This is a genomic window from Streptomyces sp. NPDC039462 (genome assembly GCF_055639375.1).
In genome coordinates this window covers 529,716-555,184 of the sequence record NZ_JBVKAO010000005.1, presented here as the reverse complement: position 1 = coordinate 555,184, position 25,469 = coordinate 529,716, and the positions used below count along the sequence as shown (strand labels likewise).

16 protein-coding genes are annotated in these 25,469 nt (G+C 72.6%); 7 read left to right on the top strand and 9 right to left on the bottom strand.

From position 1 onward, the window contains the following. Positions 1-19 precede the first annotated feature (19 nt). The gene (glpK, locus tag ACZ7LU_RS28295) at positions 20-1,540 is read left to right on the top strand and encodes a glycerol kinase GlpK (protein ID WP_471918351.1); all 1,521 of its coding nucleotides are present in this window, start codon (positions 20-22) and stop codon (positions 1,538-1,540) included. A 66-nt stretch (positions 1,541-1,606) separates the two neighbouring features. On the opposite strand, the gene ACZ7LU_RS28290 is transcribed toward glpK, so the two are convergent. Genes ACZ7LU_RS28290 through ACZ7LU_RS28270 form a run of 5 tightly spaced genes read right to left on the bottom strand, consistent with a single transcriptional unit; the run spans position 1,607 to position 9,920 of the window. Next, on the bottom strand, positions 1,607-2,212 hold the full coding sequence (locus tag ACZ7LU_RS28290) for a GTP-binding protein (RefSeq protein WP_398312417.1): 606 nt from the start codon (positions 2,210-2,212) through the stop codon (positions 1,607-1,609). Next, positions 2,193-5,936, bottom strand: coding sequence for a hydantoinase B/oxoprolinase family protein (locus tag ACZ7LU_RS28285; RefSeq protein WP_471918350.1), 3,744 nt, complete (start codon positions 5,934-5,936; stop codon positions 2,193-2,195). The genes ACZ7LU_RS28290 and ACZ7LU_RS28285 overlap by 20 nt, the downstream gene beginning before the upstream one ends. Before the next feature lie 25 nt (positions 5,937-5,961). Continuing rightward, positions 5,962-6,408, bottom strand: a complete 447-nt coding sequence (locus ACZ7LU_RS28280) for a DUF742 domain-containing protein (protein WP_398312411.1) — start codon at positions 6,406-6,408, stop codon at positions 5,962-5,964. Between the two features lie 9 nt (positions 6,409-6,417). Further along, positions 6,418-6,858, bottom strand: coding sequence for a roadblock/LC7 domain-containing protein (locus ACZ7LU_RS28275; RefSeq protein WP_398312407.1), 441 nt, complete (start codon positions 6,856-6,858; stop codon positions 6,418-6,420). After that, a complete protein-coding gene (locus ACZ7LU_RS28270; RefSeq protein WP_471918349.1) occupies positions 6,855-9,920 on the bottom strand; it encodes a sensor histidine kinase in 3,066 nt (1,021 codons plus the stop codon). The genes ACZ7LU_RS28275 and ACZ7LU_RS28270 overlap by 4 nt, the downstream gene beginning before the upstream one ends. 443 nt (positions 9,921-10,363) lie before the next feature. Here ACZ7LU_RS28270 and ACZ7LU_RS28265 point away from each other — a divergent pair, with 443 nt between their 5' ends. Beyond that, positions 10,364-10,927 carry a hypothetical protein gene (locus tag ACZ7LU_RS28265; RefSeq protein WP_471918374.1) on the top strand — a complete coding sequence of 188 codons (564 nt, stop codon included), beginning with the start codon at positions 10,364-10,366 and terminating at the stop codon, positions 10,925-10,927. A 66-nt stretch (positions 10,928-10,993) separates the two neighbouring features. Here ACZ7LU_RS28265 and ACZ7LU_RS28260 read toward each other — a convergent pair whose 3' ends face one another. Both ACZ7LU_RS28260 and ACZ7LU_RS28255 read right to left on the bottom strand, forming a co-directional pair. After that, positions 10,994-12,262 (bottom strand): FAD-dependent oxidoreductase, encoded by a 1,269-nt coding sequence (locus ACZ7LU_RS28260; protein WP_471918348.1) that lies wholly within the window; start codon positions 12,260-12,262, stop codon positions 10,994-10,996. Then, positions 12,259-12,642 (bottom strand): bifunctional 3-phenylpropionate/cinnamic acid dioxygenase ferredoxin subunit, encoded by a 384-nt coding sequence (locus ACZ7LU_RS28255; RefSeq protein WP_471918347.1) that lies wholly within the window; start codon positions 12,640-12,642, stop codon positions 12,259-12,261. The genes ACZ7LU_RS28260 and ACZ7LU_RS28255 overlap by 4 nt, the downstream gene beginning before the upstream one ends. A gap of 212 nt (positions 12,643-12,854) precedes the next feature. Here ACZ7LU_RS28255 and ACZ7LU_RS28250 point away from each other — a divergent pair, with 212 nt between their 5' ends. The 5 genes from ACZ7LU_RS28250 (at position 12,855) to ACZ7LU_RS28230 (ending at position 19,759) form a co-directional block, all read left to right on the top strand. Continuing rightward, positions 12,855-13,685, top strand: coding sequence for an IclR family transcriptional regulator (locus tag ACZ7LU_RS28250; RefSeq protein WP_468717607.1), 831 nt, complete (start codon positions 12,855-12,857; stop codon positions 13,683-13,685). A 207-nt stretch (positions 13,686-13,892) separates the two neighbouring features. Continuing rightward, positions 13,893-14,978 carry an S-(hydroxymethyl)mycothiol dehydrogenase gene (locus tag ACZ7LU_RS28245; RefSeq protein WP_471918346.1) on the top strand — a complete coding sequence of 362 codons (1,086 nt, stop codon included), beginning with the start codon at positions 13,893-13,895 and terminating at the stop codon, positions 14,976-14,978. Further along, positions 14,975-17,419, top strand: coding sequence for a GcvT family protein (locus ACZ7LU_RS28240; protein WP_471918345.1), 2,445 nt, complete (start codon positions 14,975-14,977; stop codon positions 17,417-17,419). The genes ACZ7LU_RS28245 and ACZ7LU_RS28240 overlap by 4 nt, the downstream gene beginning before the upstream one ends. Before the next feature lie 33 nt (positions 17,420-17,452). Beyond that, positions 17,453-18,607: an N-methyl-L-tryptophan oxidase gene (gene solA / locus ACZ7LU_RS28235; RefSeq protein WP_471918344.1), complete on the top strand. Its 1,155-nt coding sequence runs from the start codon at positions 17,453-17,455 to the stop codon at positions 18,605-18,607. 27 nt (positions 18,608-18,634) lie between these two features. Beyond that, complete coding sequence (locus ACZ7LU_RS28230; protein WP_471918343.1) at positions 18,635-19,759, top strand: aromatic ring-hydroxylating oxygenase subunit alpha; 1,125 nt, start codon at positions 18,635-18,637, stop codon at positions 19,757-19,759. A 21-nt stretch (positions 19,760-19,780) separates the two neighbouring features. Here ACZ7LU_RS28230 and ACZ7LU_RS28225 read toward each other — a convergent pair whose 3' ends face one another. After that, a complete protein-coding gene (locus ACZ7LU_RS28225; protein WP_471918342.1) occupies positions 19,781-24,433 on the bottom strand; it encodes a coiled-coil domain-containing protein in 4,653 nt (1,550 codons plus the stop codon). A gap of 66 nt (positions 24,434-24,499) precedes the next feature. Further along, entirely contained in the window at positions 24,500-25,393 is an 894-nt protein-coding gene (locus ACZ7LU_RS28220; protein ID WP_398312377.1) for a hypothetical protein, read from the bottom strand. Positions 25,394-25,469: the final 76 nt, after the last annotated feature.

Below are 25,469 nucleotides of genomic sequence, written 5' to 3'. Positions count from 1 at the left end.
GGGTCATCAAGGGGTAGCCATGCCGGACAGCTCCGAGAAATTCGTCGCCGCCATCGACCAGGGCACCACTTCGAGCCGCTGCATCATCTTCGACCAGGACGGCGCGATCGTCGCCGTGGACCAGCGGGAACACCGCCAGATCTTCCCCAAGCCCGGCTGGGTGGAGCACGATGCCACGGAGATCTGGTCCAAGGTGCAGGCGGTGGTCGCGGGAGCCATCGCCAAGGCCGGGCTCCGCGCCGACCGGCTGAGCGCGCTCGGCATCACCAACCAGCGCGAGACGACGGTCCTGTGGGACCGCGCCACCGGCAAGCCCGTGCACAACGCGATCGTGTGGCAGGACACCCGCACCTCCGGGCTCTGCAACGACCTGGGCGGCGCGGACGGCCAGGACCGCTTCCGCGAGCAGACGGGGCTGCCCCTGGCGAGCTACTTCTCCGGGCCCAAGGCCGCCTGGCTGCTCGACAACGTGCCGGGGCTCCGGGCCCGCGCCGAGCGGGGCGAGATCGCCTTCGGCACCATCGACTCCTGGCTGATCTGGAACCTCACGGGCGGCACCGGCGGCGGCCGGCACGTCACCGACGTCACCAACGCGGGCCGCACCATGCTGATGAACCTCCAGACGCTCCAGTGGGACAACTCGATCCTGTCGGCGATGAACATCCCCGAAGCGATCCTGCCGGAGATCAGGTCGTCCGCCGAGGTCTACGGCACGGCCGTGGGCCAGCTCTCCGGAGTGCCCGTCGCCTCCGCCCTGGGTGACCAGCAGGCGGCCGTCTTCGGACAGGCCTGCTACGACACGGGGACGGCCAAGAACACCTACGGAACGGGCAGCTTCCTGCTGCTCAACACCGGCAACCGGCCCGTTCCCTCGAAGAACGGGCTGCTCACCACGATGGGCTACAAGATCGGCTCCGAGGCGCCCGTGTACTGCCTGGAGGGGTCCATCGCGATCACCGGCGCACTGGTGCAGTGGTTCCGCGACCAGCTCGGCATCATCCGCAGCGCCGACGAGATCGAGCCGCTCGCGGCGAGCGTGGACGACAACGGCGGGGCGTACATCGTGCCCGCGTTCTCCGGCCTGTACGCGCCCTACTGGCGCTCCGACGCACGCGGTGTCGTCACCGGGCTCACCCGGTACGTCACCAAGGCGCATCTGGCGCGAGCGGTCCTGGAGGCGACCAGCTGGCAGACCCGCGAGGTCGTGGACGCGATGTACCAGGACTCCGGAGTGCGGATCACCACCCTCAAGGTGGACGGCGGCATGACCAAGAACAACCTCCTGATGCAGCACCAGGCGGACGTCCTGGGCGTGCCCGTGATCCGCCCCAAGGTCTCCGAGACCACCTGTCTGGGGGCGGCGTACGCGGCCGGGCTCGCGACCGGCGTATGGAACGACCTCGACGAACTCAAGGCGCACTGGCAGCAGGACGTGGAGTGGACGCCGCGGATGGACGCCGCATCGCGGGACCGCGAGTTCCATAACTGGCACAAGGCCGTGGAGCGGAGCTTCGGCTGGCTGGAGGACGGCGAGGGCTGAGCCGGGCAGAGCTGCGGCCCGTACCCCGGTCGGCGGGGGTACGGGCCGCTGAGGGCGGTCGCCGCCCTAGGTGGTGGCGTGCTCGCGGGAAGCCGCGGCCGCCGCCATCGCGTGTTCGACGACGTCGATGAGGACCTCCTTGACGGACTCGCGGTCGCGCGCGTCGCAGAGCACGACGGGCACTTCGGGGTCGAGGTCGAGCGCCTGGCGCACGGTGTCCGTGGGGTAGCGCGAGGCGCCTTCGAAGCAGTTGACGCCGACGACGAAGGGTATGGAGCGCCGTTCGAAGTAGTCGATGGCGGCGAAGCAGTCCTCCAGGCGGCGGGTGTCGGCGAGGACCACGGCGCCCAGCGCCCCGGTGGCCAGCTCGTCCCAGAGGAACCAGAAGCGGTCCTGCCCCGGGGTGCCGAAGAGGTATAGGACGAGGTCCTCGCGCAGGGTGATGCGGCCGAAGTCCATGGCCACCGTGGTGGTGTGCTTGCCCGCGACGCCGCGTGTGTCGTCGACGGGGCGGCCGGCCTCGCTGAGGGTCTCCTCGGTGCGCAGCGGCCTGATCTCGCTGACCGCGCCGACCAGGGTCGTCTTGCCGACGCCGAAGCCGCCCGCCACCAGGATCTTCAGCGTGACCGGCTCGACGGGGGCCTTGCCGCGCTCACTGCGCTTGAAGATCATCGCTCACTTCTCCTGCATCGGTGGTGTCGCGTGCATTGGTGGTGTCGCGCGGGGCCGTTCCGTATCCGCCGCCGCCGGGGGTTTCGATCACGAGTACGTCGCCGGGGCCCAGGTCGGCCGAGTCGCTGCCCGCGAGCTCCACGACGGTGCCGTCCGCGCGTTCCACGCGGTTGGCCCCGAGGGCGCCGGTGGCACCGCCCGCCATGCCGTACGGCGCGATCCTGCGGTGCTGCGACAGGGTGGAGACCGTCATCGGCTCGCGGAAGCGGATGCGGCGCACGGCTCCGTCGCCGCCGCGCCATCTCCCGTCGCCCCCGCTGCCCCGTCGCACGGCGAACTCCTCCAGGAGGACGGGCAGCCGCCACTCCAGTACCTCGGGGTCGGTGAGCCGGGAGTTGGTCATGTGGGTCTGTACGACGGGCGCCCCGTCGAAGCCGTCGCCCGCTCCGGAGCCGGAGGCCACCGTCTCGTAGTACTGGTGGTGGTCGTTGCCGAACGTGACGTTGTTCATCGTGCCGGAACCCTCGGCCTGCACGCCCAGGGCGGCGTAGAGCGCCCCCGTGATGGCCTGGGAGGTCTCCACGTTCCCCGCGACGACGGCCGCGGGCGGCTCGGGGGCGAGCAGCGAGCCCGGGGGCACGATGACGCGCAGGGGACGCAGGCAGCCGTCGTTGAGCGGGATGTCGTCGGCGACGAGGGTGCGGAAGACGTACAGGACGGCGGCGTTGACCACAGCGAAGGGGGCGTTGAAGTTCGTGGCGAGCTGCGGCGACGTACCACTGAAGTCGATGGTCGCGGAGCGTTCCGCGCGGTCCACGGTGACGCGGACGTGGATCGTGGCGCCCGAGTCGGTTTGATAGGCGAACTCGCCGTCTTCAAGGACGTCGATCACGCGGCGTACTGATTCCTCGGCGTTGTCCTGGACGTGCTTCATGTACGCCTGGACCACGTCGAGGCCGAAGTCGTCGATCATCCGGGAGACTTCGTCGACGCCCTTCTGGTTGGCGGCGATCTGGGCACGCAGGTCGGCGAGGTTCGTGTCCGGGTTGCGTGAGGGGTAGGGGGCGTCGGTGAGCAGGCGGCGGGTCTCGACCTCACGGAAACGGCCGTCTTCTACAAGAAGCCAGTTGTCGAAGAGGACGCCCTCCTCGTCGATGGTGCGGCTGTCAGCCGGCATGGAGCCGGGGGCGATGCCGCCGATCTCGGCGTGGTGCCCGCGCGAGGCGACGTAGAAGAGGATCCGCTGCACGGGAGAACCGTCCGTCTCCGAAGTGCCGTGCTCCCCCGGCCTGTCGAACACCGGCGTGATCACCGTGACGTCGGGGAGGTGCGTGCCACCGTGGTACGGGTCGTTGACGGCGTAGGTGTCGCCGGGACGCATGCCGGTGCCACGGCGCTCGATCACCTCCTTCACGCTGGTGCCCATGGAGCCCAAGTGGACGGGGATGTGCGGGGCGTTGGCGACGAGGTTGCCGTCGGGGTCGAACAGCGCGCAGGAGAAGTCGAGACGCTCCTTGATGTTCACCGACTGGGCCGTGGACTCCAGGCGGGCGCCCATCTGTTCGGCGATGGACATGAAGAGGTTGTTGAACACTTCGAGGAGCACGGGGTCGGCCGCGGTGCCCGCGGTGGAACTCTCCGGCGCGGTGACGCGTTCCATGAGCAGATGGCCCGCTTCCGTGGTCGACGCCTCCCAGCCGTCGTCCACGACGGTGGTGGCACCGGCTTCGGTGATGATCGCCGGTCCCGTGACGGTCCGGCCCGGCGGCAGCTCCTCGCGGCGGTGCAGGGGTACGTCGCGTCGGCTGCCGCCGGTGTGGAGGCCGACCCGCTGCGGGGTGCCCGGCCGAACCGCGCCCGCGAGGGCCGAGAGATCGGGTGGTTCGGTGCCTCCGGTGGCCTCCACGGAGAGGGCCTCGACCACGACGGGCCGGTCCAGGGTGAAGGAGTAGGTGGCGCGGTGGCGGTCCTCGAAGTCCCGGGTCATGGTGTCCGGGTCCGTGAGTTCCACGGTCAGGGCGGTGTCCGTGCCGTCGTAGCGGAGTTGGGCGCGGCGCGTGACGCGGACGCGGTCGGTCGGCACGTCCTCGGCGAGGAGTTCGTCGCGGGCCGCGCTCTCCAGGTCGTCCGCCGTTTTGCGGACGTGCGGCATCGACGAAGCCTCCAGCGGCATCTCCACGGACTGCTCCCGTATCGCCGTGGTGTCGGCGAGGCCGATGCCGAGGGCGGAGAGCACACCGGCCATCGGCGGTACGAGGACGGTGCGGATGCCGAGTGAGTCGGCGACCATGCACGCGTGCTGGCCGCCCGCGCCGCCGAAGGTGGTCAGGGCGTAGCGCGTGACGTCATGGCCTTTCTGTACGGAGATGCGCTTGACGGCGCCCGCGATGTTGGCCACCGCGATCCGCAGGTAGCCCTCGGCGACCTGCTCGGGCGTGCGGTCATCGCCCGTCGCCGCGCGGATTTCCTCGGCCAGGGCGGTGAAGCGGTCGCGGACGAGGTCGCCGTCGAGGGGCTGGTCCCCGTTCGGCCCGAACACCGCCGGGAAGTGGGCGGGTTGGATGCGGCCGAGGGCGACGTTGGCATCGGTGACGGTGAGAGGTCCACCGCCGCGGTAGCTCGCCGGGCCCGGATCGGCGCCCGCCGAGTCGGGGCCGACGCGGTAGCGGCTGCCGTCGAAGTGGAGCACCGACCCGCCGCCCGCGGCGACGGTGTGGATGTCGAGCATGGGGGCACGCAGCCGGACCCCGGCGATCTGCGTGGTGAAGACCCGCTCGTACTCGCCGGCGTAGTGCGACACGTCCGTCGACGTGCCGCCCATGTCGAAGCCGATGACGCGGTCGAAGCCCGCGAGGCGCGACAGGCGCGCCATGCCGACGATGCCGCCCGCGGGACCGGACAGGATCGCGTCCTTGCCGCGGAACCGGCCCGCTTCCGTGAGACCGCCGTTCGACTGCATGAACATCAGCCGCACGCCGTGGAGTTCGTCGGCGACGTGCTGGACGTAGCGGCGCAGAACCGGTGACAGATACGCGTCGACGACCGCGGTGTCGCCCCGCGGTACGAGCTTCATGAGGGGGCTGACCTCGCTGGAGAGCGAGACCTGCGGGAAGCCGGCGCGGACGGCGAGCTCGCCGATGGCCTGTTCGTGGGCGGGGTACAGGTGGCTGTGCACGCAGACCACCGCCACCGAGCGGATTCCGTCCTCGTACGCGGCGCGCAGGGGGCCCGTCAGGCCCTCCAGGTCGGGTGGGCGCAGCACGTCGCCGTCGGCGGTGACGCGCTCGTCGACCTCGATGACGCGGTCGTACAGGAGTTCGGGGAGGACGATCTGGCGGGCGAAGACCCGTGGGCGGTTCTGGTAGGCGATGCGGAGCGCGTCGCGGAAGCCCCGGGTGATGACCAGGGCGGTGGGCTCTCCCTTGCGCTCCAGGAGGGCGTTGGTGGCGACGGTGGTGCCCATGCGGACGGCGTCGACGGGCGCGGCGTCACCGCCGTCGCCCGCCTGCCTGCCGTGGCCCGCCTCCGTGCTGCCGCCGGTCCACGTACCGTCGCCCGTCTTCGCGTCGGCGAGCAGTTCTCGGATGCCCGCGACCGCCGCGTCCCGGTAGCGCGTCGGGTTGTCGGAGAGGAGTTTGTGCGTGCGGAGGCTGCCGTCCGGGCGCCTTGCGACGATGTCGGTGAAGGTGCCGCCCCTGTCGACCCAGAACTGCCAGCCAGTCACGTTCTCACTCCCGCTTCCGCGCTGTTCAGAGCGCCCGGAGGCCGCTGATCACGTCGCGCAGAATACTCTCGTCCGGGAGCTCGGCAGGGGGCACCGGACGGGTCACGTGCACCAGTTCGTCCTCGACGAGATCGCCGATGAGGACGCGGACCACGCCGACGGGCAGGTCGAGTTCGGCCGCCAGTTCGGCGACCGACTGGGGTGTGTCGCGACAGAGCTCGACGATGTCCACATGCTCCGGAGACAGCGTCTGGTCGGCCTCGTGGACGCCGGACGCCCGGTCCTCGGTGATGACGACCGCGATCAGGTCGAGCCGGTGCTGCCCGGGGCTCGTGGTGCGGCCGCGTGTCATGGCGTACGGACGCACTACGGGACCGGCGTCGTCGTCGAACCAGCGGGGCGCCTCCTGCGCCTTCGGTAACTTCCGCGTGGCCTCTGTTGTTCTCTGCGTCCCTCGACCGTCTTCGCTCATGACCTCCCACTACCCTCCGGCGGGCAGATCCGTGCGCGGCGCCGTACCCAGATGCACACCGACCCGCTTGACCAGCAGCGTCATCTCGTACGCCACCAGGCCGACGTCGGAGTCCGCCTCCGCGAGGACGGCGAGGCAGCTGCCGTCGCCCGCGGCCGTGACGAAGAGGAAGGCGTCGTCGAGCTCGACCACGGTCTGCCGGACCCTGCCCGCCTCGAAGTGCCTGCCGACCCCCTTGGCGAGGCTGTGGAACCCGGAGGCGACGGCGGCGAGGTGCTCGCTGTCCTCCCGGGTCAGGTCCTTCGACACACCGGTCGGCAGGCCGTCTCCGGAGAGCACGAGCGCCTTGCGGATGCTGGCGACGCGCTGCACCAGGTCGTCGAGGAGCCAGTTCAGCTCCCTCCTCCCGCCGGTCGTGGTGGTGCGTGCGTCGGCATTCGGTGCGGTCATCGACCGTCCCCCTCGGATGTCGTTCCTGGTGCTGTGCCGTTCGTGGCGTCGTCGCCCGCGGCGTTCTCGTCGCGGCCGCGCTGCCAGCCCCGCTGGAGCGAGGCCATGCGGCTGCGTACCTCGTCCGCGTCGCGCTCCTCCGGCCGGGTCTCGGCACGTCGGGGGCGGCGGTCGGGTCCGTCCTTCAACTGCGGGGCCAGGTTGGCCTGCCGGACGCGGCGGGGCAGCCCGCCCGTAGCGGTCGTGTCGGGGTCGGGCGCCGCCGCTGGGCGGAGCCCGGTGCCGTCCCAGGGGGCGCGGTCCGGGGTGGCGCGGTCTTGGGCGGCGGTGTCGGGGGCGGCGGTACGGCGGCCGCGCCGGGGGAGGTCCGTCGACGCGTCGTCGACGGCTGTGACGTCGTGGTGCGGGGGCGACAGGTCGGGCCAGGCGGGCTGCGACTGCGGGCGCCGCGGGATCTCGTCCTCTGCGGCCGGGGCCAGGGGCCTGCTCTCCGGCTGTCTGTCGTCCAGGAACCGGCTGTCGAACTGTCTGTCGTCCGGGTACCGGCTGTCGGACCGCCTGTCGTCCGGGAATCGGCGGCTGTCCTGCGGGAACCGGCTGTCCTGCGGTTTGCCGTCGGGGAACCGGCCGTCCTGCGGCTTGTCGTCGGGGAACCGGCTCTCCTGCGGCCTGACGTCCGGGAAACGGCTGTCCTGCGGCCTGGTGTGCGCCACCGGGCGGCCGTTCGAGCGGACCAGTTTCGGGGTCCTGCGGCGCGGCAGCGGGACGGGCCCTCCGGAGTGGGCGTCCTCGCCGGCGTCGTCCTCGGCTCCGGTGGGCGCGGCGCCCCTGCGGGTCGGCTCCCCGCGGCTCGCCTCGCGGTCGTCGCGAGCCTGCTGATGCTGTTCGCCGGGCGTGCCCGCCACCCGGCGGCGCGGCCGGAAGAGGCCGCCGCGCTCGCTCTCCTCGTCGCCGAGGGCACCGGGGAAGGCGTCGAGGTCGGCCAGGCCGACGGGCGCCTCCAGCTCGACGGGGCCGTCCAGGACGGAGGCGGGCAGGCCCGGCAGCTGCACGGGCACCTGGGCGAGCGCCGCAGCGCGGTCGGCCGCCTTGTCGGAGCCCGCCACGGCCTCCCTGGTCTGCGCCCGGTCGAAGCGGAAGCCCGCGCCACCCGTGTCGGGGACGTCGTCGGTGAGCAGTGACTCGGGAATGAAGACGACAGCGGTCGTGCCGCCGTACGGAGAGGGCTGCAGCGACACGCGGACGCGCTGGCGCTGTGCGAGCCTGCTGACCACGAACAGACCGAGCCTGTCGGTGTCCGACAGCTCGAACTCGGGGGTCTCCGCGAGCCGCAGATTGGCGTCCAGGAGCGCGTCGGCCGTCATACCGAGGCCCCGGTCGTGGATCTCCAGGGTGAAGCCGTTGGCGACGTGCTCGCCGAGCACCTGCACCGCGGTGTGCGGCGGTGAGAACACCGTGGCGTTCTCCAGGAGTTCGGCCATGAGGTGCGTGAGGTCGGCGACCGCGGGCCCGGTGACCGCGATGCGGGGCAGGCGGCGCACCTCGATGCGTTCGTAGTCCTCGACCTCGGCGACGGCGGCGCGGACCACGTCCATGAGCTGGACCGGCTTGCGCCACTGCCGCGACGGGGCGGCGCCGGAGAGGATCACGAGACCCTCGGCGTGCCGCCGCATGCGGGTGGTCAGGTGGTCGAGACGGAACAGGTCGGCGAGCTCGTCGGTGTCCTCGGTCCTGCGCTCCATGGCGTCCAGCAGGGTCAGCTGCTTGTGCAGCAGGACCTGGCTGCGGCGGGCGAGGTTGACGAAGACCTCGGAGACGCCGCGGCGCAGGTCGGCCTGTTTGACGGTGGCCTCGACGGCGGCGCGCTGCAGCGTGTTGAGGGCCTGCCCGACCTGGCCGATCTCGTCCTTGCCGTACTCGAGGCGCGGGGCCTCGGTCTCCACGTCGACCTGCTCGCCCGCCGCCAGGCGACGCAGTACGCCGGGCAGCCGGACCCCGGACGCCTCGTGGGCCTCCAGCCGCAGCCGGCGCAGGTCGCGGATGAGGCCGCGGCCGATGCGTACGGACAGGAAGAGCGAGACGAGCAGCGCCAGCAGGCCGAGCACGCCTGCCGCGATGACCCGCACGATCACGCCGACGGCGGCCGGCTCGACGCGGTCCTGGAAGCGGTCGGTCGCCGCGTTGTTGCTCTCGGAGAGCTGCTTGAGGACCCGGCCCGCGGCCTGGTCCCACTGGCTCGACGTGACCGCGCGCTGTTTGTCGGGCCCGGACTCGATGATGTCCTGCTCGGCCTTGCGCAGCTGGGTGGTCTCGGTGCCGTTCCAGTAGCGCTCGTAGCGGGCGCGGTCGTCCTCGGGGAGCTGCGCGAAGTTCACCTCGAAGAGGAGGGAGCGCTGGGCGCGGAGCTCGGTGGCCTGCCGGATCTCGGCCTTGGTGATCCGGCCGGCGACGAGCGCGGAACCGATCAACGCGTCCTCGCGGGAGAGCAGTTCACGCGCGCGGGTGGCGCCGACGAGCGCCCGGCCCTGCTGGTCGTACTTCATGTCGTCGAGACCGGAGAAGCCGTTGAGCGTGCTGAGCAGGTCGAAGTAGGGGTCGATCAGCTTCGTGTACATCTTCAGGGCGCCGGCCCTGGTGATCGTGCCCTCTTCGACGCTCCTGCGCAGCGGCTCGATGCCGTCGAAGGCTTCGACGAGCTCGTCGAGCCGCTTCCGTGAGTCTCCGTTGACGCCGTCACGGACGTCCGGGTCCTGGGCGTTGGCCCGGATCTTGTCGACCATCTCGTCGGTCGCGGTGCGGCTGCGGCGCAGCGCTGCGAGCGCGTCCGAGGCCCGGGGGTCGGCGAGGTAGACGAGGGTCTGTCGGCGCTCCTGCTGGATCACGCGCGCCGTGTCCTCGACCGGGTAGGCGAGCTTGTCGACGACGTTCACCGTGTCGATGAGGCTCAGCGCCTGGCGACCGGTGACGACGGTGGCGAAGCCCCAGATGGCGGTGAGGGAGAGCAGCGGCACGAGCAGCAGCGCCACGATCTTCCGGCGGATGGACTTCCCGCGAAAGCGCATGGCCTCCCCCAGATCGGCCCCCTGCGGCCGTTGCATGGGCCAGGGGCACACATGTGCGTCAACAAACGGCGCGAGCCTACTACTGACTCACGGGCAACTCGAAGGTGCATCCGAACGCTTTTCAGCCGTGACGCGAAAAGGACGTCCCTAGTTGTCCCTCCATTACGGGAGATTGCGTCCCAGCATGTGGCACCTACTTGGAGGCTTCATCCGCCTTTGTTGGCACGCCAGTTGGCCGGATCTCTTCGCTTCGCGGAACCGGAGCGGGAATCTTTCTGATCTCTCGTTCGTCCATGAGGAAGAGAGCCGCGGATCGAGGAGAGGTCACCGGCGCGCCACCGGTAGGTCACGGGGGCAGGCGACATGAAGCGCGGCAAAACGGGCAGCCAGTGGTGAGTTGGTGTCTGTGAACGACCGCGAGTAGCGGGGGGAGTGACGAGATGATGGGCACGGCAGAGCGCCACAGGAAGTCCGGGGCCGGGGCGGACGGGGCCGGTCCGCAGGAGCATGGGGCCGGTCCGCGGGAGCGGGAGCGTTCGGCCGAGCGGCCGCCGTTGTGGGTCGAGGAGCCCGCCCGCAGAAGGCGGTTGCCCGATCCGGTGCGGACGGCCGCGGTGCGGGCCGTGATCATAGTGGCGGTCACCCTCGTGCAGGCGATGGTCGCCGTCCTCGCCGCCCTGGCGGGCTCCTGGCTCTCCTTCCCCATGGTCCTGAGCAGCGTGGCCAGCACGGTCGTGGCCACCTGGGGCGTGCTCGACGTGTGGGTGACCCGCCAGGTGTGGAACCAACGGCACGGGGTCGTGTCGATGCCGAGCAGTACGGCACGGCGGCTGCGGCGCGAGCGGCGCCGGGCCCGCCGCCAGGCACGGGCCGCGGCGCGCGGGAAAGAACGCATACAGGGGTACGACCGCACACAGGGATACGACCGTGCGTCGGGGTACGACCGAATACAGGGACGCGACCGCGTACAAGGACGCAGCGGGTCGGGGCAGTTGTCGCACTCCTGAGTGCGACCTGCTGAGCGTGGGCTCCTGACTGTGAGCGGTCACCCGTAACGCCCTCAGGGCGCCGCCTCAGACCGCAGCGAGCTCCGCCGCCCGCTCGGCTGCCCGCTCCGCCGCCAAGGCCCTGCGCGCCTTCATGAAGGGACGGGCGCGGTCCACCGCGAGGACCGCCGTGGTCCTGCCCCTGCGCTCGTACGCGGCGAGGAACCCGTTGCCGCCACCCTCCCCCACTCCCTCCGGCGAGCCCTCGACGATGCGCACGGTGTCACCCTCGCCCCGGCGCCCGGCGAACTGCACGCGGGAGCCGTACTGATCCGACCAGAAGTACGGCAGCGGGCACACCGACTCCACGGTGCGCCCGGCGAGCAAGTTGCGTACCGCGACGCGGGGTTGCTCTGTCGCGCTCGTCCAGTGCTCGGCGCGGATTCCGCCCACCCTGGCGACATCCCCCACCGCGACGACCTGAGGCAGCGCGGTGACGCAGCCGTCGTCGCACAGGACGCCGTCGTCGACGGCGAGAGGTGAGCCCGCGAGCCAGCCGGTGTTGGGGGTCACCCCGATGCCGACCACGACCACGTCGGCGGGCAGCAGCCGGCCGTCGGACAACTCCACAGCGGTGACAGCGCCCCCGGCGCCCTCCGCACCCCTCACACTCCCCGAGCCCCCCGCACTCCCGGCGCCCGGCGACACAAGCCTGGACGCGCCGCGCAGCGCCGCCACCCCGACCCCCGTCAGCAGTCCGGCCCCACCGCGCGCGTGCAGCCCGGCGCACACCGACGCCATCTCCGGCCCGAGCTGGGCCACGAGCGGCAGCGGTGCGGCTTCGACGACGGTGACGTCATGCCCCAGTGCCACGCACGAGGACGCGGTCTCGGCGCCGATGAAGCCGCCGCCGATCACCACCACCCGACGCGGGCCGCGGTTCAGTTCCGCCCGCAACTCGCGGGCGTCGTCGAGGGTTCGGAGCGTGTGGACGCCCGCGAGCGGGGGCCCGGGCAGGCGGCGTGCCGACGCCCCGGTGGCGATGACGACGCCGTCGCCGGCCAGGGTGCGGCCGTCGTCGAGAACGACCGTGCGGCCCCGCGCGTCGAGGGCCCGTGCGCGCGTGCCGAGGATCCACTCGGCGGCGAGCTCCGCCGTCTCCTCCTCGTCGGATAGGGCGAGTTGGGTTTGGTCCATGTCTCCGGTGAGGAAGCCCTTGGACAAGGGCGGCCGGTCGTACGGCGCGTGCGGCTCGTCCCCGATGAGGACCAGGCGGCCGTCGAACCCCTGGGCGCGCAACTCCCGCGCGGCGTACAGGCCGGCGAGTGAGGCGCCCACCACGATGACGGTCCTCATGCCGCGGACCCCTGGCCGGCGGTTCCCGCGCCAGTGGCTCCCACGTCGGTGGCTCCCGCATCGGTGACTCCCGCGTCGGTGGCCGCGAGGCGCACATGGACGACGCCGTCCTCGACGTACACCTGATGCGTGCGTACGGGGCGGCGCGCGGGCAGGCAGACGGGCCGGCCGGTGCGAAGATCGAAGGACGCGGCGTGCAGCGGGCATTCGACGAGACAGCCCTCCAGCCAGCCCTCCGAAAGGGACGCGTCCTGATGGCTGCACGTGTCGTCGATGGCGAAGAGCTCACCGTCGGCGTTGAACACCGCGACGGGCGGTGTGGTGTCGAGGCGGACGGATTCGCCCGCGGGGAGGTCTTCAAGGCGGCATACGGGGATCATGGGCCCCCCTCTGGGTCGTTCCCGCTGTCATTTCTGATGTCATGCGGCGCGGTCCTGGGCCCTCGGGGGTCCCAGACCCTTCGGTAACATGCTGTTTCGCATGACGCATGAGAGAGCGCCATGCGCAACAGAATCCGGGTGGGGCGCCCATCGCGTCAAGGGCTTCCCGAAGACGCGGCTTCAACAGGCCGCAAGGTGGTGAGGGTTCAGGTATGACGGGCGACCGGAAACAGGCTGATCAGGGCAGAGAACCGCGCGGTGAGCCGCGGGAGAGGCAGGCGAAAGGCGCGGCCGGATCCGTCCAGTCCGTGGACCGCGCGGTGAGCGTGCTGGAGATCCTGGCGCGGCACGGGGAGGCCGGAGTCACCGAGATCGCCGACGAGTTGGGCGTCCACAAGTCGACGGCCTTCCGGCTCCTCGGCGTGCTGGAGAACCGCGGCCTGGTCGGCCAGGCCAAGGACCGCGGGAAGTACTTCCTGGGCGCCGGCGTACTCCGCCTCGCGGGGGCGGCGGCAGTGCGCATGGACATCTCGCAGGAGGGCGGCCCGGTCTGCCGCGAGCTCGCGGACGAGCTGGGCGAGACGGTGAACATCGCGGTCCTGGACGACGACGCCGCGGTCAACATCATGCAGGCCAGGGGCCCGGCGTCGGTGACCGCGCAGAACTGGCTCGGCCGGCGCACCCCGCTGCACGCCACGTCCAGCGGAAAGGTGCTCCTCGCCCATCTGCCGACGACGCTGCGGGAGGGCCTGATGGCCCGCACCCTGCCCCGGCTCACCGAGCACACGGTGACCGGGACGGTGGCGCTGCGCCGCGAGCTGGAGGCCGTCACCGGGCAGGGATACGCCGTCGCCGTCGAGGAGTTGGAAGTGGGCCTCGCCGCGGTCGCGGCGCCGGTGCGCGCGCACGACGGCAAGGTGATCGGGGCGCTCAGCGCGTCCGGGCCGGTCTACCGGCTGACCGAGGAGCGGTTGACCGAGCTCGCCAAGCGCACCGTCGCTGCCGCCGTCGAGCTGTCCCGCCGGATGGGGTACGGCTTCTGACACTCGACGGGAGGGCGGGGCCGGAAGTCTCCGGCCCCGCCCTTTCGTGCGTTGCCCGCACCCCGGCGTCCACCGTTTCGCGAAGGCTTGACTCCGCCCTCTTGACGGCCTCTTGATGGCGTTCCCAGTATGTCTCTCATAGCGCAACCGAACGTGCAGTACGCAACAACACCGCCACGCCGTGCGCAACAGCAGAGGAGTCTGGCCGTGCCCCACGAGGTCCGTGCCGTCGTCGCCCCGAAGAAGGGCGCACCCGTCGAGGTGCAGACGATCGTCGTGCCAGATCCCGGCCCCGGAGAGGTGCTCGTCTCCGTACAGGCCTGCGGGGTCTGCCACACGGATCTGCACTACCGGGAAGGCGCGATCAACGACGACTTCCCGTTCCTGCTCGGCCACGAGGCGGCCGGCACCGTGGAGGCGGTCGGCGCGGACGTCGCCGATCTCGTCCCCGGCGACTGCGTCGTGCTCGCCTGGCGCGCGCCCTGCGGGGCCTGCCGCTCCTGCCTCCGCGGCCGCCCCTGGTACTGCTTCGACTCGCGCAACGCCGCGCAGCCCATGACCCTCCTCGACGGCACCCCGCTGAGCGCCGCCCTCGGCATCGGCGCCTTCGCCGAGAAGACCCTGGTCGCCGCCGGGCAGGCCGTGAAGGTCGACCCGGCGGCCCGACCCGAGGCCGTGGCCCTGATCGGCTGCGGAGTGATGGCGGGGTACGGGGCCGCGGTGAACACCGGCGGAGTGGGCCGCGGGGACACCGTCGCCGTCATCGGCTGCGGCGGCGTCGGGAACGCCGCGATCGCCGGGGCGTCGCTGGCCGGGGCGCGCCGCGTCATCGCCGTCGACATCGACGAGGGCAAGCTGGACGGTGCGACGCGGTTCGGCGCCACGCACACCGTCAACTCGCGCGGCACGGACGCTGTCGAGGCGGTGCGCGAGCTGACCGGCGGTCACGGCGTCGACGTCGCGATCGACGCGGTCGGCACCCCGTCGACGTACAAACAGGCCTTCTACATGCGTGACCACGCCGGCGTGCTCGTCCAGGTCGGAGTGCCCGATCCGGAGATGACCGTCGATCTGCCGCTGATCGATATCTTCTCGCGCGGGGGCGCCCTCAAGTCGTCCTGGTACGGCGACTGCCTGCCCACCCGGGACTTCCCGATCCTCGTCGACCAGTACCTCAGCCGCCGTCTCGACCTGCGCGGATTCGTCTCCGAGACCCTTCGGCTCGACGAGGTGGAGGAGGCGTTCGCGCGGATGCGCCGGGGCGAGGTGCTGCGATCGGTGGTGGTCCTGTGAGCGCCGCCCGGTCCCGCGGGCCCCGCGTGGTCGTCATCGGGGCCGGCATCGTCGGCTGCTCGCTCGCCGACGAGCTGACCGCCCGCGGCTGGACCGACGTCACCGTCCTCGACCAGGGGCCGCTGCCCGCACCGGGCGGCTCCACCTCGCACGCGCCGGGCCTGGTCTTCCGGACGGGCCCCTCCAAGACGCTGACCGCGTTCGCCGCGTACACCGTGGAGAAGTTCACCGCCCTGGAGGTGGACGGCCTTTCCTGCTTCAACCCGGTGGGCGGTCTGGAGCTCGCCACCACGTCCGAGCGCTGGGCCGACCTGCACCGCAAGGCCGGATGGGCCGCCTCCTGGGGCGTGCGCGCCGAGCTCGTCGGCGCCGCCCGCTGCAAGGAGCTGTGGCCGCTCATCGACGCGACACAGGTGTACGGCGGTCTGTACACACCCGACGACGGGCTGGCCCGCGCCGTGCCCGCCTGCCGTGCGCAGCTGGAACGGGCACGCGCGCGTGGAGCACGTTTTCTCGACCGGCACACCGTGACGGGCATTGAGCGGGACGGCGGCCACGTCACCGGCGTCACCACCGACCGCGGCACCTTCCCCGCCGACCACGTCGTCTCGGCGGCCGGCTTCTGGGGTCCGGTGATCGGGCGCATGGCCGGCGTCGACGTGCCCCTGCTGCCGCTCGCCCACCAGTACGTGAAGACCACGCCCCTGCCCGAGCTCGCCGGGCTCAACGACCCGCGCACCGAGGCGTCGCGGCCGACCCTGCGCCACCAGGACCGGGACCTGTACTTCCGTGAGCACACCGACCGCGTCGGCATCGGGTCGTACGCCCACCGGCCGCTGCCCGTCGACCCGTTCGCTGTCCCGGCGTACGACGACGCGGAGGACATGCCCTCCTCGTACCCCTTCACCGAGGAGGATTTCGCGCCCAGTTGGGAGGACTGCCGCCGGCTGCTCCCGGCCCTGAAGGGGGCGGAGATCGCGGAGGGCTTCAACGGCGTCTTCTCCTTCACGCCCGACGGCATGCCGGTGCTCGGCGAGTCCCGTGAGCTGCGGGGCTTCTGGCTGGCCGAGGCCGTCTGGGTCACGCACTCGGCGGGCGTCGCCAGGGCGGTCGCCGAGTGGATGGTCGACGGACGGCCCTCGCTCGACCTGCACGACTGCGAGCTGACGCGCTTCGAGGACGCGCAGCGCTCCCCCGCGTACGTGGCCGAGCGCGGGGCACAGCAGTTCGTCGAGGTCTACGACGTCATCCACCCGCTCCAGCCGCCGGACCGGCCGCGGCCCCTGAGGGTCAGCCCCTTCCACGTCCGGCAGCAGGAGCTGGGCGCGGTCTTCCTGGAGGGCGGCGGCTGGGAGCGCCCGCACTGGTACGAGGCCAACACTCCGTTGACGGAAGGCATCGAGGTGCCCGGGCGTGACGCGTGGGCGGCCCGTCACTGGTCGCCCGTCGCGGCGGCCGAGGCGCGCGCCACCCGCGAACGGGTCGCCCTCTACGACATGACACCGCTGCGCCGCCTCGAGGTCACCGGCAGCGGGTCCCTCGCCTTCCTCCAGCGCATGACGTCCAACAACTGCGCCAAGAGGCCCGGTTCGGTCACGTACACCCTCCTGCTCGACGAGGCCGGGGGCATCCGCTCCGACCTGACCGTGGCGCGGCTCGGCCCCGACCGGTTCCAGGTGGGCGCCAACTCCCCCGCCGACCTCGCCTGGCTGCTCCGCCACGCCCCCGACGACGTGCACCTCAGGGACATCACCTCGGGGACGTGCTGCGTCGGTGTCTGGGGACCGCTGGCCCGCGCGCTCGTCCAGCCGCTCACGCGTGACGACTTCTCGCACGAGGCGTTCGGCTACTTCAAGGCCAAGGAGACGTACATCGGACACGTGCCGGTGACCGCCATGCGCCTGTCGTACGTCGGTGAACTGGGCTGGGAGCTGTACACCAGCGCGGATCTCGGGCTCCGCCTCTGGGACACGCTGTGGGAGGCGGGCCGCGCGCACGGCGTGATCGCGGCGGGCCGGTCCGCCTTCAACAGCCTGCGCCTGGAGAAGGGATACCGGGCGTGGGGCCAGGACATGACCACCGAACACAACCCCTACGAGGCCGGTGTCGGCTTCGCGGTCCGGATGAACAAGGGTGACTTCGTGGGACGTTCGGCACTCGAAGGGCTGGGGTCGCCCACGCGCAAGCTCACCGCCCTCCTCCTCGACGACCCCACGGCGGTCGTCCTCGGCAAAGAGCCCGTCTACGTAGAGGGCGCCCCGGCCGGATACGTCACCAGTGCCTCCTACGGGTACACCCTGGGCCGTTGCGTCGCCTATGCCTGGCTGCCGCCCCTGGAGCCAGGTGCCGGTGTCACCGTCGAGTACTTCGGCGAGAAGGTTCCCGCGACGGTCGCCGAGGAGCCCCTGTTCGACCCGGAGATGACCCGCATCCGCCGCTGACCCATCCCGCCCGCCGACCGCCAGGAGGCAACGGTGTCCCCCACCCATGACGTGATCGTGATCGGCCTCGGCGGCATGGGCAGCGCCGCCGCCCACCATCTCTCCGCACGCGGCGCCCGCGTCCTCGGCCTGGAGAAGTTCGGCCCGGTACATCGACGCGGCTCAAGCCACGGCGGTTCGCGCATCACCCGCCAGTCGTACTTCGAGGACCCCGCGTACGTACCGCTGCTGCTGCGCGCCTACGAGCTCTACGACCGCCTCGAACGCGACACCGGCCGCGACATCGCCACCCTGTGCGGCGGCGTGATGCTCGGGCGGCCCGACAGCCGTACGGTGACCGGATCTCTGCGCTCCGCCGAGCAGTGGGGCCTGCCCCACGAGATGCTCGACGCGAAGGAGATCCGCCATCGCTTCCCGACGCTCACCCCTGCCGACGACGAGGTGGCCCTGTACGAGGCGCGGGCGGGTCTCGTCCGGCCCGAGAACACGGTGGCCGCACATCTCCAGCTGGCCACGCGGCACGGCGCCGACCTGCACTTCGAGGAGCCGATGACGCGGTGGGAGCCGTACAAGGACGGAGTGCGCGTCCACACCGCGGAGGACACCTACACCGCCGGGCAGTTGGTGATCTGCCCGGGCGCGTGGGCACCTCAGCTGCTGACCGACCTGAGCGTGCCGTTCACCATCGAACGGCAGGTCATGTACTGGTTCCAGCCCTCCGGAGGAGTCGGCCCCTTCCTCCCCGAGAACCATCCGATCTACATCTGGGAGGACGCGGAAGGCGTCCAGGTCTACGGTTTCCCCGCCATCGACGGACCCGCCCTGGGAGCGAAAGTGGCCTTCTTCCGCAAGGGCACGCCCTGCACTCCGGAGACCATCGAACGGACGGTCCACGATGACGAGATCGTCGCCATGGCCGAGCAGGTGGGGCGGCTGCTCCCCGACCTCCCCGGCGGCTTCGTCAAAGCTGCCACCTGCATGTACTCCAACACCCCCGACGAGCACTTCGTGATCGCCCGCCATCCGGAGCACCCCGGGTCGGTGACCGTCGCGGCCGGCTTCTCCGGACACGGCTTCAAGTTCGTGCCCGTGGTCGGCGAGATCCTCGCCGACCTGGCCCTCGACGGTGCCACCGGACACCCCATCGAGCTCTTCGACCCCAGCCGCCTCGCCGCCGCGCCTGCCTGACAAGCACCGTTGAGGAGTACGAGAACCGTGACGACGACTCCGTTGCCGCCGAGCCTCACCGCGACCCTCCCCGGCCGCTACTACACCGACCCGGAGATCTTCCGGCAGGAGCAGGAACGCGTCTTCGAAGCGCTCTGGTTCTGCGCGGTGCGCGCCGCCGACCTGGACAGGCCGGGCGCCTTCCGCACCGTGCGGGTGGGGCGTGAGAGCGTCCTCGTCACCCGCTCGCGCACCGGAGAACTGCGGGCCTTCCTCAACGTCTGCCGCCACCGCGGCGCCCGACTGTGCACCGAGGAGTCCGGCCAGGTGCGCCGCGCCCTCCAATGCCCCTACCACGCCTGGACGTACGACCTGGACGGCCGGCTGATCGCCGCGCCCGGCCTGACGAAGATGCCGGACGTCAACCGCACCGCGTACGGCCTGGTGAAGGTTGCCCTACGGGAGTGGCTCGGCTACGCGTGGGTGTGCCTGGCCGACGAGCCGCCCTCCTTCGAGGAGACCGTCATGGGCGCCGCGGTCGAACGCCTCGGCGACAAAGCGTCCATCGAGCGGTACGGCACCGAGCGGCTCGCGCTCGGCAAACGCGTCACGTACGACGTGCGCGCCAACTGGAAGCTGATCGTCGAGAACTTCATGGAGTGCTACCACTGCGCGACGATCCACCCGGAACTCACCGACGTGCTGCCGGAGTTCGCGGAGGGCTTCGCCGCGCAGTACTACGTGGGGCACGGTGCCGCGTTCGGCGAGGAGGTCGGCGGCTTCACCGTCGACGGCAGCGCGGGCTTCGGCCGTCTCCCCGAGGTGCCGGAGGACCAGGACCGCCGCTACTACGCGATCACCGTGAAGCCGACCGTGTTCGTCAACCTCGTCCCCGACCACGTCATCCTGCACCGCATGTTCCCGCTGGCCGAGGACCGCACGGTCGTCGAGTGCGACTGGCTGTACGCACCCGACGTCGTCGCGTCCGGCGCCGACCTCACGCACTCCGTGGAGCTCTTCCACCGGGTCAACACGCAGGACTTCGCGGCTTGCGAGCGCACCCAGCCCGCGATGGCGTCACGCGCCTACCGCGAGGGCGGGGTGCTGGTGCCGACCGAGCACCACATCGGGCTCTTCCACGAGTGGCTGACGAAACAGCTCACTACGGAGTGAGTGCACGGTGGAGTGAGTGCACTACGGAGTGACGGGGTCCGGCTGTGCGGCGGGCCGCTTGTACATCCGGGTCGCGGTGATCTCGCCGTGCACCGTCTCGCCGTCGGGATCCTGCTGCGGCAGGCCCGGACGCAGGTGCTCCTCGACGCTGATGTACTTCAGGCCCGCCCGCAGGTCCGCGTCGTTCCGCAACCGGATGACCAGCGGGAACTCCGCGAGCGCGGTCGTGTCGAACAGTCCGGTCGTGTAGAGCAGCTGCACGCCGAGCGCGTCGGAGACGGCCCGCTGGAGCTCCAGGAGGTACGTCGCGTTGGCGCGGCCGATGGGGTTGTCCAGGAACAGCGTGCCGGCGTGCCGGTGCTTGTCGCGCCCCCGGTCGTTGCTGCGCAGGGCGGCCATCGTGCAGTACAGGGCGATGGCCGCGGTCAGCAGCTGGCCGCCGGAGAACACGTCGCCCATCTGTCCGACGGGGACGCGCTCGGCACGCAGCACGGCGTCCGGCTTGAGGATCTCGACGGCGACACCGCGTGGCTCCAGGGCGGCCTGGACGCCGCGCAGCAGCAGGGACATGCCGTCGCGCCGCAGGTCCGAGTTCTTCTTCACGGCGGCGCGGGTGGCCTCGTCGATGACCTCGCCGAGCCGCTCCACGAGGGTGGCCTGGTCGGGCTCCTCGAAGCGGACCCGCAGGAACTCCTGCCCGGACCACTCCCCCAGGCCCTCGGGCAGGCGGGAGAGGCGCTGGGCGGAGCGCAGGGTGGCGAGCGCGGACTCGACGAGGCCGCGCAGGCGGTCGACGATGCTGTCGCGGTTGCGCTCCAGCTGCTCCAGCTCGTCGGTGAGGACACGGAGGCGGGGCGCGAAGGCGTCGGCCCACTTCTTGGCGTGCTCGGGCAGCGCGGACGCGGGCAGCTCGCGGATCTGCTGGCGGGCGGGGGTGCGCACCTGCTCGTACCGCGTCGAGTTCGCGTGGCGTACGAGGATGTCGCTCGCCTCGCGGACCGCGGACTCGGCCGTCGACAGGTCGGCGGCGCAGCCGCGCAGGGAGCGGCGGGCCTCCGCGGCGGCCTGGCGGGCCTCTTCTAGGGAGCCGGGGTAGGCCTCGGGGGCCTCCTCGGTCTCCTCTTCGTGGTGCTCGCGGAGGAGGTCCCGCAGCAGGGCCGCGGTCTCGTCGAAGCCGCCGGCCGCGTCCTCGGTGGCGCGGTGGGTGTGCAGGAGGGCGGCGTGCGCCTCCTTGGCTCGGCTCAGCGCCTCGGTGTGCGCGGCCAGCTCGCCGGTGGCGGTGCGCAGGAGTGCCTGGGCCTGCTCGGCGTCGCCGGGAACGAGCTCTTCGGGGAGCTCGGTGTGGGCGTCGCCGTCCTCGGGGGCGTGCCGCTCGGCCTCGCCGCGCAGCCGGCCGAGCTGCTCGCTCGCGGTGGCCGCGCGGGCCTCGATGAGCTGGACCTGGGCCTCGGCGCGCGCGGCGGCGGCCTGCCGGGACGGGCCGTCGGAGCCGTCGGTGCCTTCGAGGAGCAGGGCGGCGCGGGTGCGGACCTTGTTGCTGAGCCGGTCGAGCTCGGCGAGCGCGGCGCTCTCGTCGCTCTCGGCGCGGGCCTGCTCGGCCCGCAGGTCGGCGCCGACGCCCACCTTCTCGTAGAGCTGGGACGCCGCGCGGTAGGCCTCGCGCAGGGCGGGCAGGGACGCCTTCGGGGGCTCGCTCTCCGCCGGTACGTCCTCGGGGGCGCCGGCGATCTCGGCGCGCTCGGCGCGCAGCGCGCGGGCGGTGCGACGGGCGTCGTCGGCGGCGCGCTGGGCGGCGCGGCGGTCCTCGTCGGCGGCGCGGGCGCGGTCCAGGCAGGTCTGGGCGCGGGCTTCGTACTCGACGGCGTCGTCGGCCAGTTCGCGCAGCTTGGCCTGCCATCCTGCCCGCTCGCGGAGCCTGAAGGCGAGGCCCGCGAGGGCGTCGGCGGAGCGCCGGGCGCGCTGGGCGGCCTCCTGGCGCTCGTCACGCACGCGTGCCGCCTCGCTCGCGGCCTCGTCGGCCTCGGCGCGCGCGGTGCGGGCCTCGGTGAGCTCGGCCTCCGCCTCCTCGGCGAAGGCGCGCGCTTCGGCGGCCGCGGTGGCGAGCTCGGCGAGCCGGCCGCTGGGGCAGCCGGCGCGCCAGGAGGCGAGGCGGGCGGCGAGCTCACGGTCCTTGCCGAGCCGGCCGGCGAGCGTCCGGATCTCCTCGTCCCGCCGTGCGGCCCGCGCGCGGAGCGCCTGCCGCTCCTCGTCGGCCGCGTGCTCGTCGTGCATGGCCGGGTTCGGCGGTACGAGGAAGACGCTGCCGGCGCTGCTGTCCGCCGCCTGGTCGCTCGGGGTGGGGGCGAGGAGGGCGGCGGCGGTGCCGACGGCGACGGCGGAGCGGGGCAGCAGCGCGGCGTCGGCGAGGGCTTCGCGGGCGCGGGCGTGGGTGTCGGGGTCGGTGATGACGACGCCGTCGACCAGCTCGGGCCGGGCGGCGAGCACGCGCGCGTGGTCGGCGGGGTCGACGGCCTGGGCGAGGTAGCGCCAGCCGGGCAGTGCGGGGATGCCGTGCTCGCCGAGGAACTCGACGGTGGCGAGGACGTCGGGGCCGGGCGGCAGCAGTCCGCCGTCGCCGAGGGCGCCGAGGATGCGGGAGTCGTCGGCGGCCGCGGTGCGCAGCTCGAACAGCTGTCGCTCGGCGGAGGCGACGCCTTCTTCGAGGAGGGCCTTCAGGTCGTCCGCGGAACGGTCGAGCTCCTCTACGGAGAGGACGCCGTCCGCGGCGGTGCCCGTGTCGGTGTCGGCCTGGTCGGCTCCGCGGCGGGGCTGCGGCACCGCGGTGGCCCCGGTCGGCAGGCTCAGCAGCTCGGCGAGCCGGGGGTCCCGTGCGATGGACTCGGCGGCGCGGCGCTCCGCGTCGTGGGCGGCCTCGGCGGCGGCCGCGGCGTCCGAGGCACGCGCGGCGGTCAGCTCGGCGCGGGCCTCGGCGGCGGCGGTCTCCTTGGCGTGGTCGGCGGCGCGGCGAGCGGCCTCGCGGGCGGTGTCCCAGGCGGCGACGGTGGTCTTCTCGGCGTCGCTCGCGGCGAGGGCGGCGCGGGCCGGGTCGGCGTCGGGGGCGGTGTCGTCGAGCCAGCCCGCGCGGACGGCCTCTGCGGTCTCCTGCTCGACCTCGGCGAGGCGCTGCTTCAGGTGGCCCGCCTCGCTGCGGGCGCGCTGGGCCTCGGTGGCGGCGGCGGTGGCGTCGCGGTGCGCGGCCTCGCCGGTCTCCTGGAGGGCGGCGGAGCGCTCCTCTTCCTCGTTCGCGACGTTCTCCGCGCCTTCGGCGGCGGTGTGCAGGGCGCGGACGAGGTCGGACGCGGCCTTGGCGCGAGCGGCGAGCGCGGGTGCCGCGTCGCGCTCGGCCTCGCGGATCGCGACGGCCACGCGCGCGGAGCGGTCGGCGGCCGCGCGGTGCCGCAGGACGGCTTCGGCGGCCTGCCAGGCGGCGTGCAGGGTGCGTGCGTCGGCGAGCTCGCGGCGCTGGGCGGCGGCGGCCTTCTCGGCGACGGTGAGCGCCAGGGAGGCGTGCCGGTAGGCCAGTTCGGCGGAGATCAGGGCGCTCCTGCCGCGGGCCCGCTCGGCCTCGGTGACGGTGCGGGCGGCGGCGGTGACCTGCTCGGCCAGTTCGGCGGCGCGGCCCCGCTCCTCCGCGGCGCGCGCGGAGAGCCTGCGCGCCAGCGTCCGGGTGCGGCGCTCGGCGCCCGCGTGCACGTCACGCGCGCGTGCCCGGGTGTCGGCGGCGTCGACGATGCGGCCGAGCAGGTCGACGGAGCCGGCGGTGAAGTCCCGTTCGGCCATGAGTTCGGCGCGGCGGCCGAGTTTGTTGCCGAAGCCGTGGACGAGGTCGGCGAGGCCGTCCGTGTCGCGCGTGTCGGTGACGGCGCGCAGCAGCAGGTCGGTGAAGTCGGAGTCCTTCTTGACGGCGAAGAGACCCGCGGCCTCGCCTTCGTCGGCGTTCATCTCGCGCTGGTAGCGGAAGAGTTCGGGGTCGAGGCCGAGGTCGCCGAGGTGTTCGTTCCAGCGGTCGTGGATCTCTTCCCAGTGCACCTCGAGGTGCGGGTACGCCTTGCCGGCCTCGGTCAGCGCGTCGCGGAAGCCCTTCATGGTGCGCCGTCGCCCCTGGGCGCCCGAAGCACCCTCCACCGACGGCCGTACGGCGGTGGACTCGGCGACGGGCAGCGAGTCCAGGCTCATGCCGGGCCCGGGCCGGAAGGAGTACCAGGCCTCGGCGAACTTCCGCGGGTCGTTGGAGACCTGCCGCCCGCGCCACTCGCTGACCTTGCCGACGACCACGCACTCGCCGGTCAGGGTGTGCTGCCACTCCAGGGCGACGTGCCCGCAGTCGTCGGCGAGCAGGAACTTGCGCAGCACGCCGGAGCTGGCGCCGCCGAGGGTGTTCCGGTGGCCCGGCAGCATCACCGAGAAGATCAGCTTGAGCAGGACGGACTTGCCGCCGCCGTTCTCCAGGAAGAGCACGCCCGCGGGCGCGGGGCGGCGCGGCGGGCCGACCGGCTCGTCCTCGAAGAACTCCGCCTGGGCGGGCGCGGGGTCGGGCACCTCGGCGCCGACTCCGCGCAGGTCGAGCACGGTGTCGGCGTAGCGCGCACCGGCCGGACCGATGGAGTAGAGGCGGACCCGGGACAGCTCGTACATGGCGGCGGACTCTCGTCGTAAGTCGTGCGGAACAGCAGGAAGTCAAGCAGGCGGGGGCGGCGGGGCTCAGGAGTGGAAGGGCAGCCCCGCGTCGGCGGCCAGCTCCAGGTCGTCGGTGTCCTCGGGCGGCAGGAGCGTCGCCGAGCCGTCCGTGACCGGCACGACGCCGAGCTCCAGGAGCTCGGCCATGGCGGCGCTGCCCGCCATGTCGCGGACCTGCAGCTGGTAGCGGGCCGTGGTGCGGTAGGTCCCTCCGGAGTCGTCTCCCGTGCGCTGGAGGAAGCCGGAGTCGGTGAGGAAGGCGACGGCCTTGCCGATGATGCCGGTGGTGGAACCGGCGAGGCGGCGGGCGTCCTTGGTGGCGCCGGTCGAGCTGCGGCGCGCCCAGATCCGCCAGGCGGCTTCGAGGCCCGGGGCGTCGGTGGCGGGGTCGGTGTTCTCGCCGTGCTGCTCGGCGCGCTCCTCCAGGCGCCGGCAGGCCTGGCGGACGAACGCGTCGACGCCGTTGACCGTGACGCGGCCGATGTAGCCGTCGTCGGCGAGGTCTTCGGGGCGGGGGAACGCCATGGCGGCGACGGCGAGATGGGCGAGGCCGTGCAGGAAGCGGTCGGAGGCGTCGGTCGCCGCGCGGCGGGCGTAGTCGCCCATGCGGACGGCGAAGACGGAGTCCTCGGCGGCGGTCACGGCCATGCCCGCGCGCGGGGAGACCTCCAGGACGACGAGTCCGAGTCCGGTGGCGACGGCGTCGGCGAGCCGGGCGAAGGGCGGGTCCTCGCGGTAGCGGCGGAGCAGTTCGGCGTACTCCTGGTCGCGGGCGGGCTGGAGCTTGGGCTGCAGGCCGAAGGCGACGAGCCGCGCGGCGTCGGCGGCGTCGGCCGGGGTGACGGGCGCGGGGGCCGCGGGCGCCGCCGTGGAGTCCGGCTCGCCCCACGCGGCGTGCTCTGCGGGGTGGTCGGTCACGGCGTGTGCTCCTTGTGGGGGTGGGGCGCGCGGACAGGGTGGGGCGCTAGTTCGGGGAGGGGCGTGCCGGGCCCGG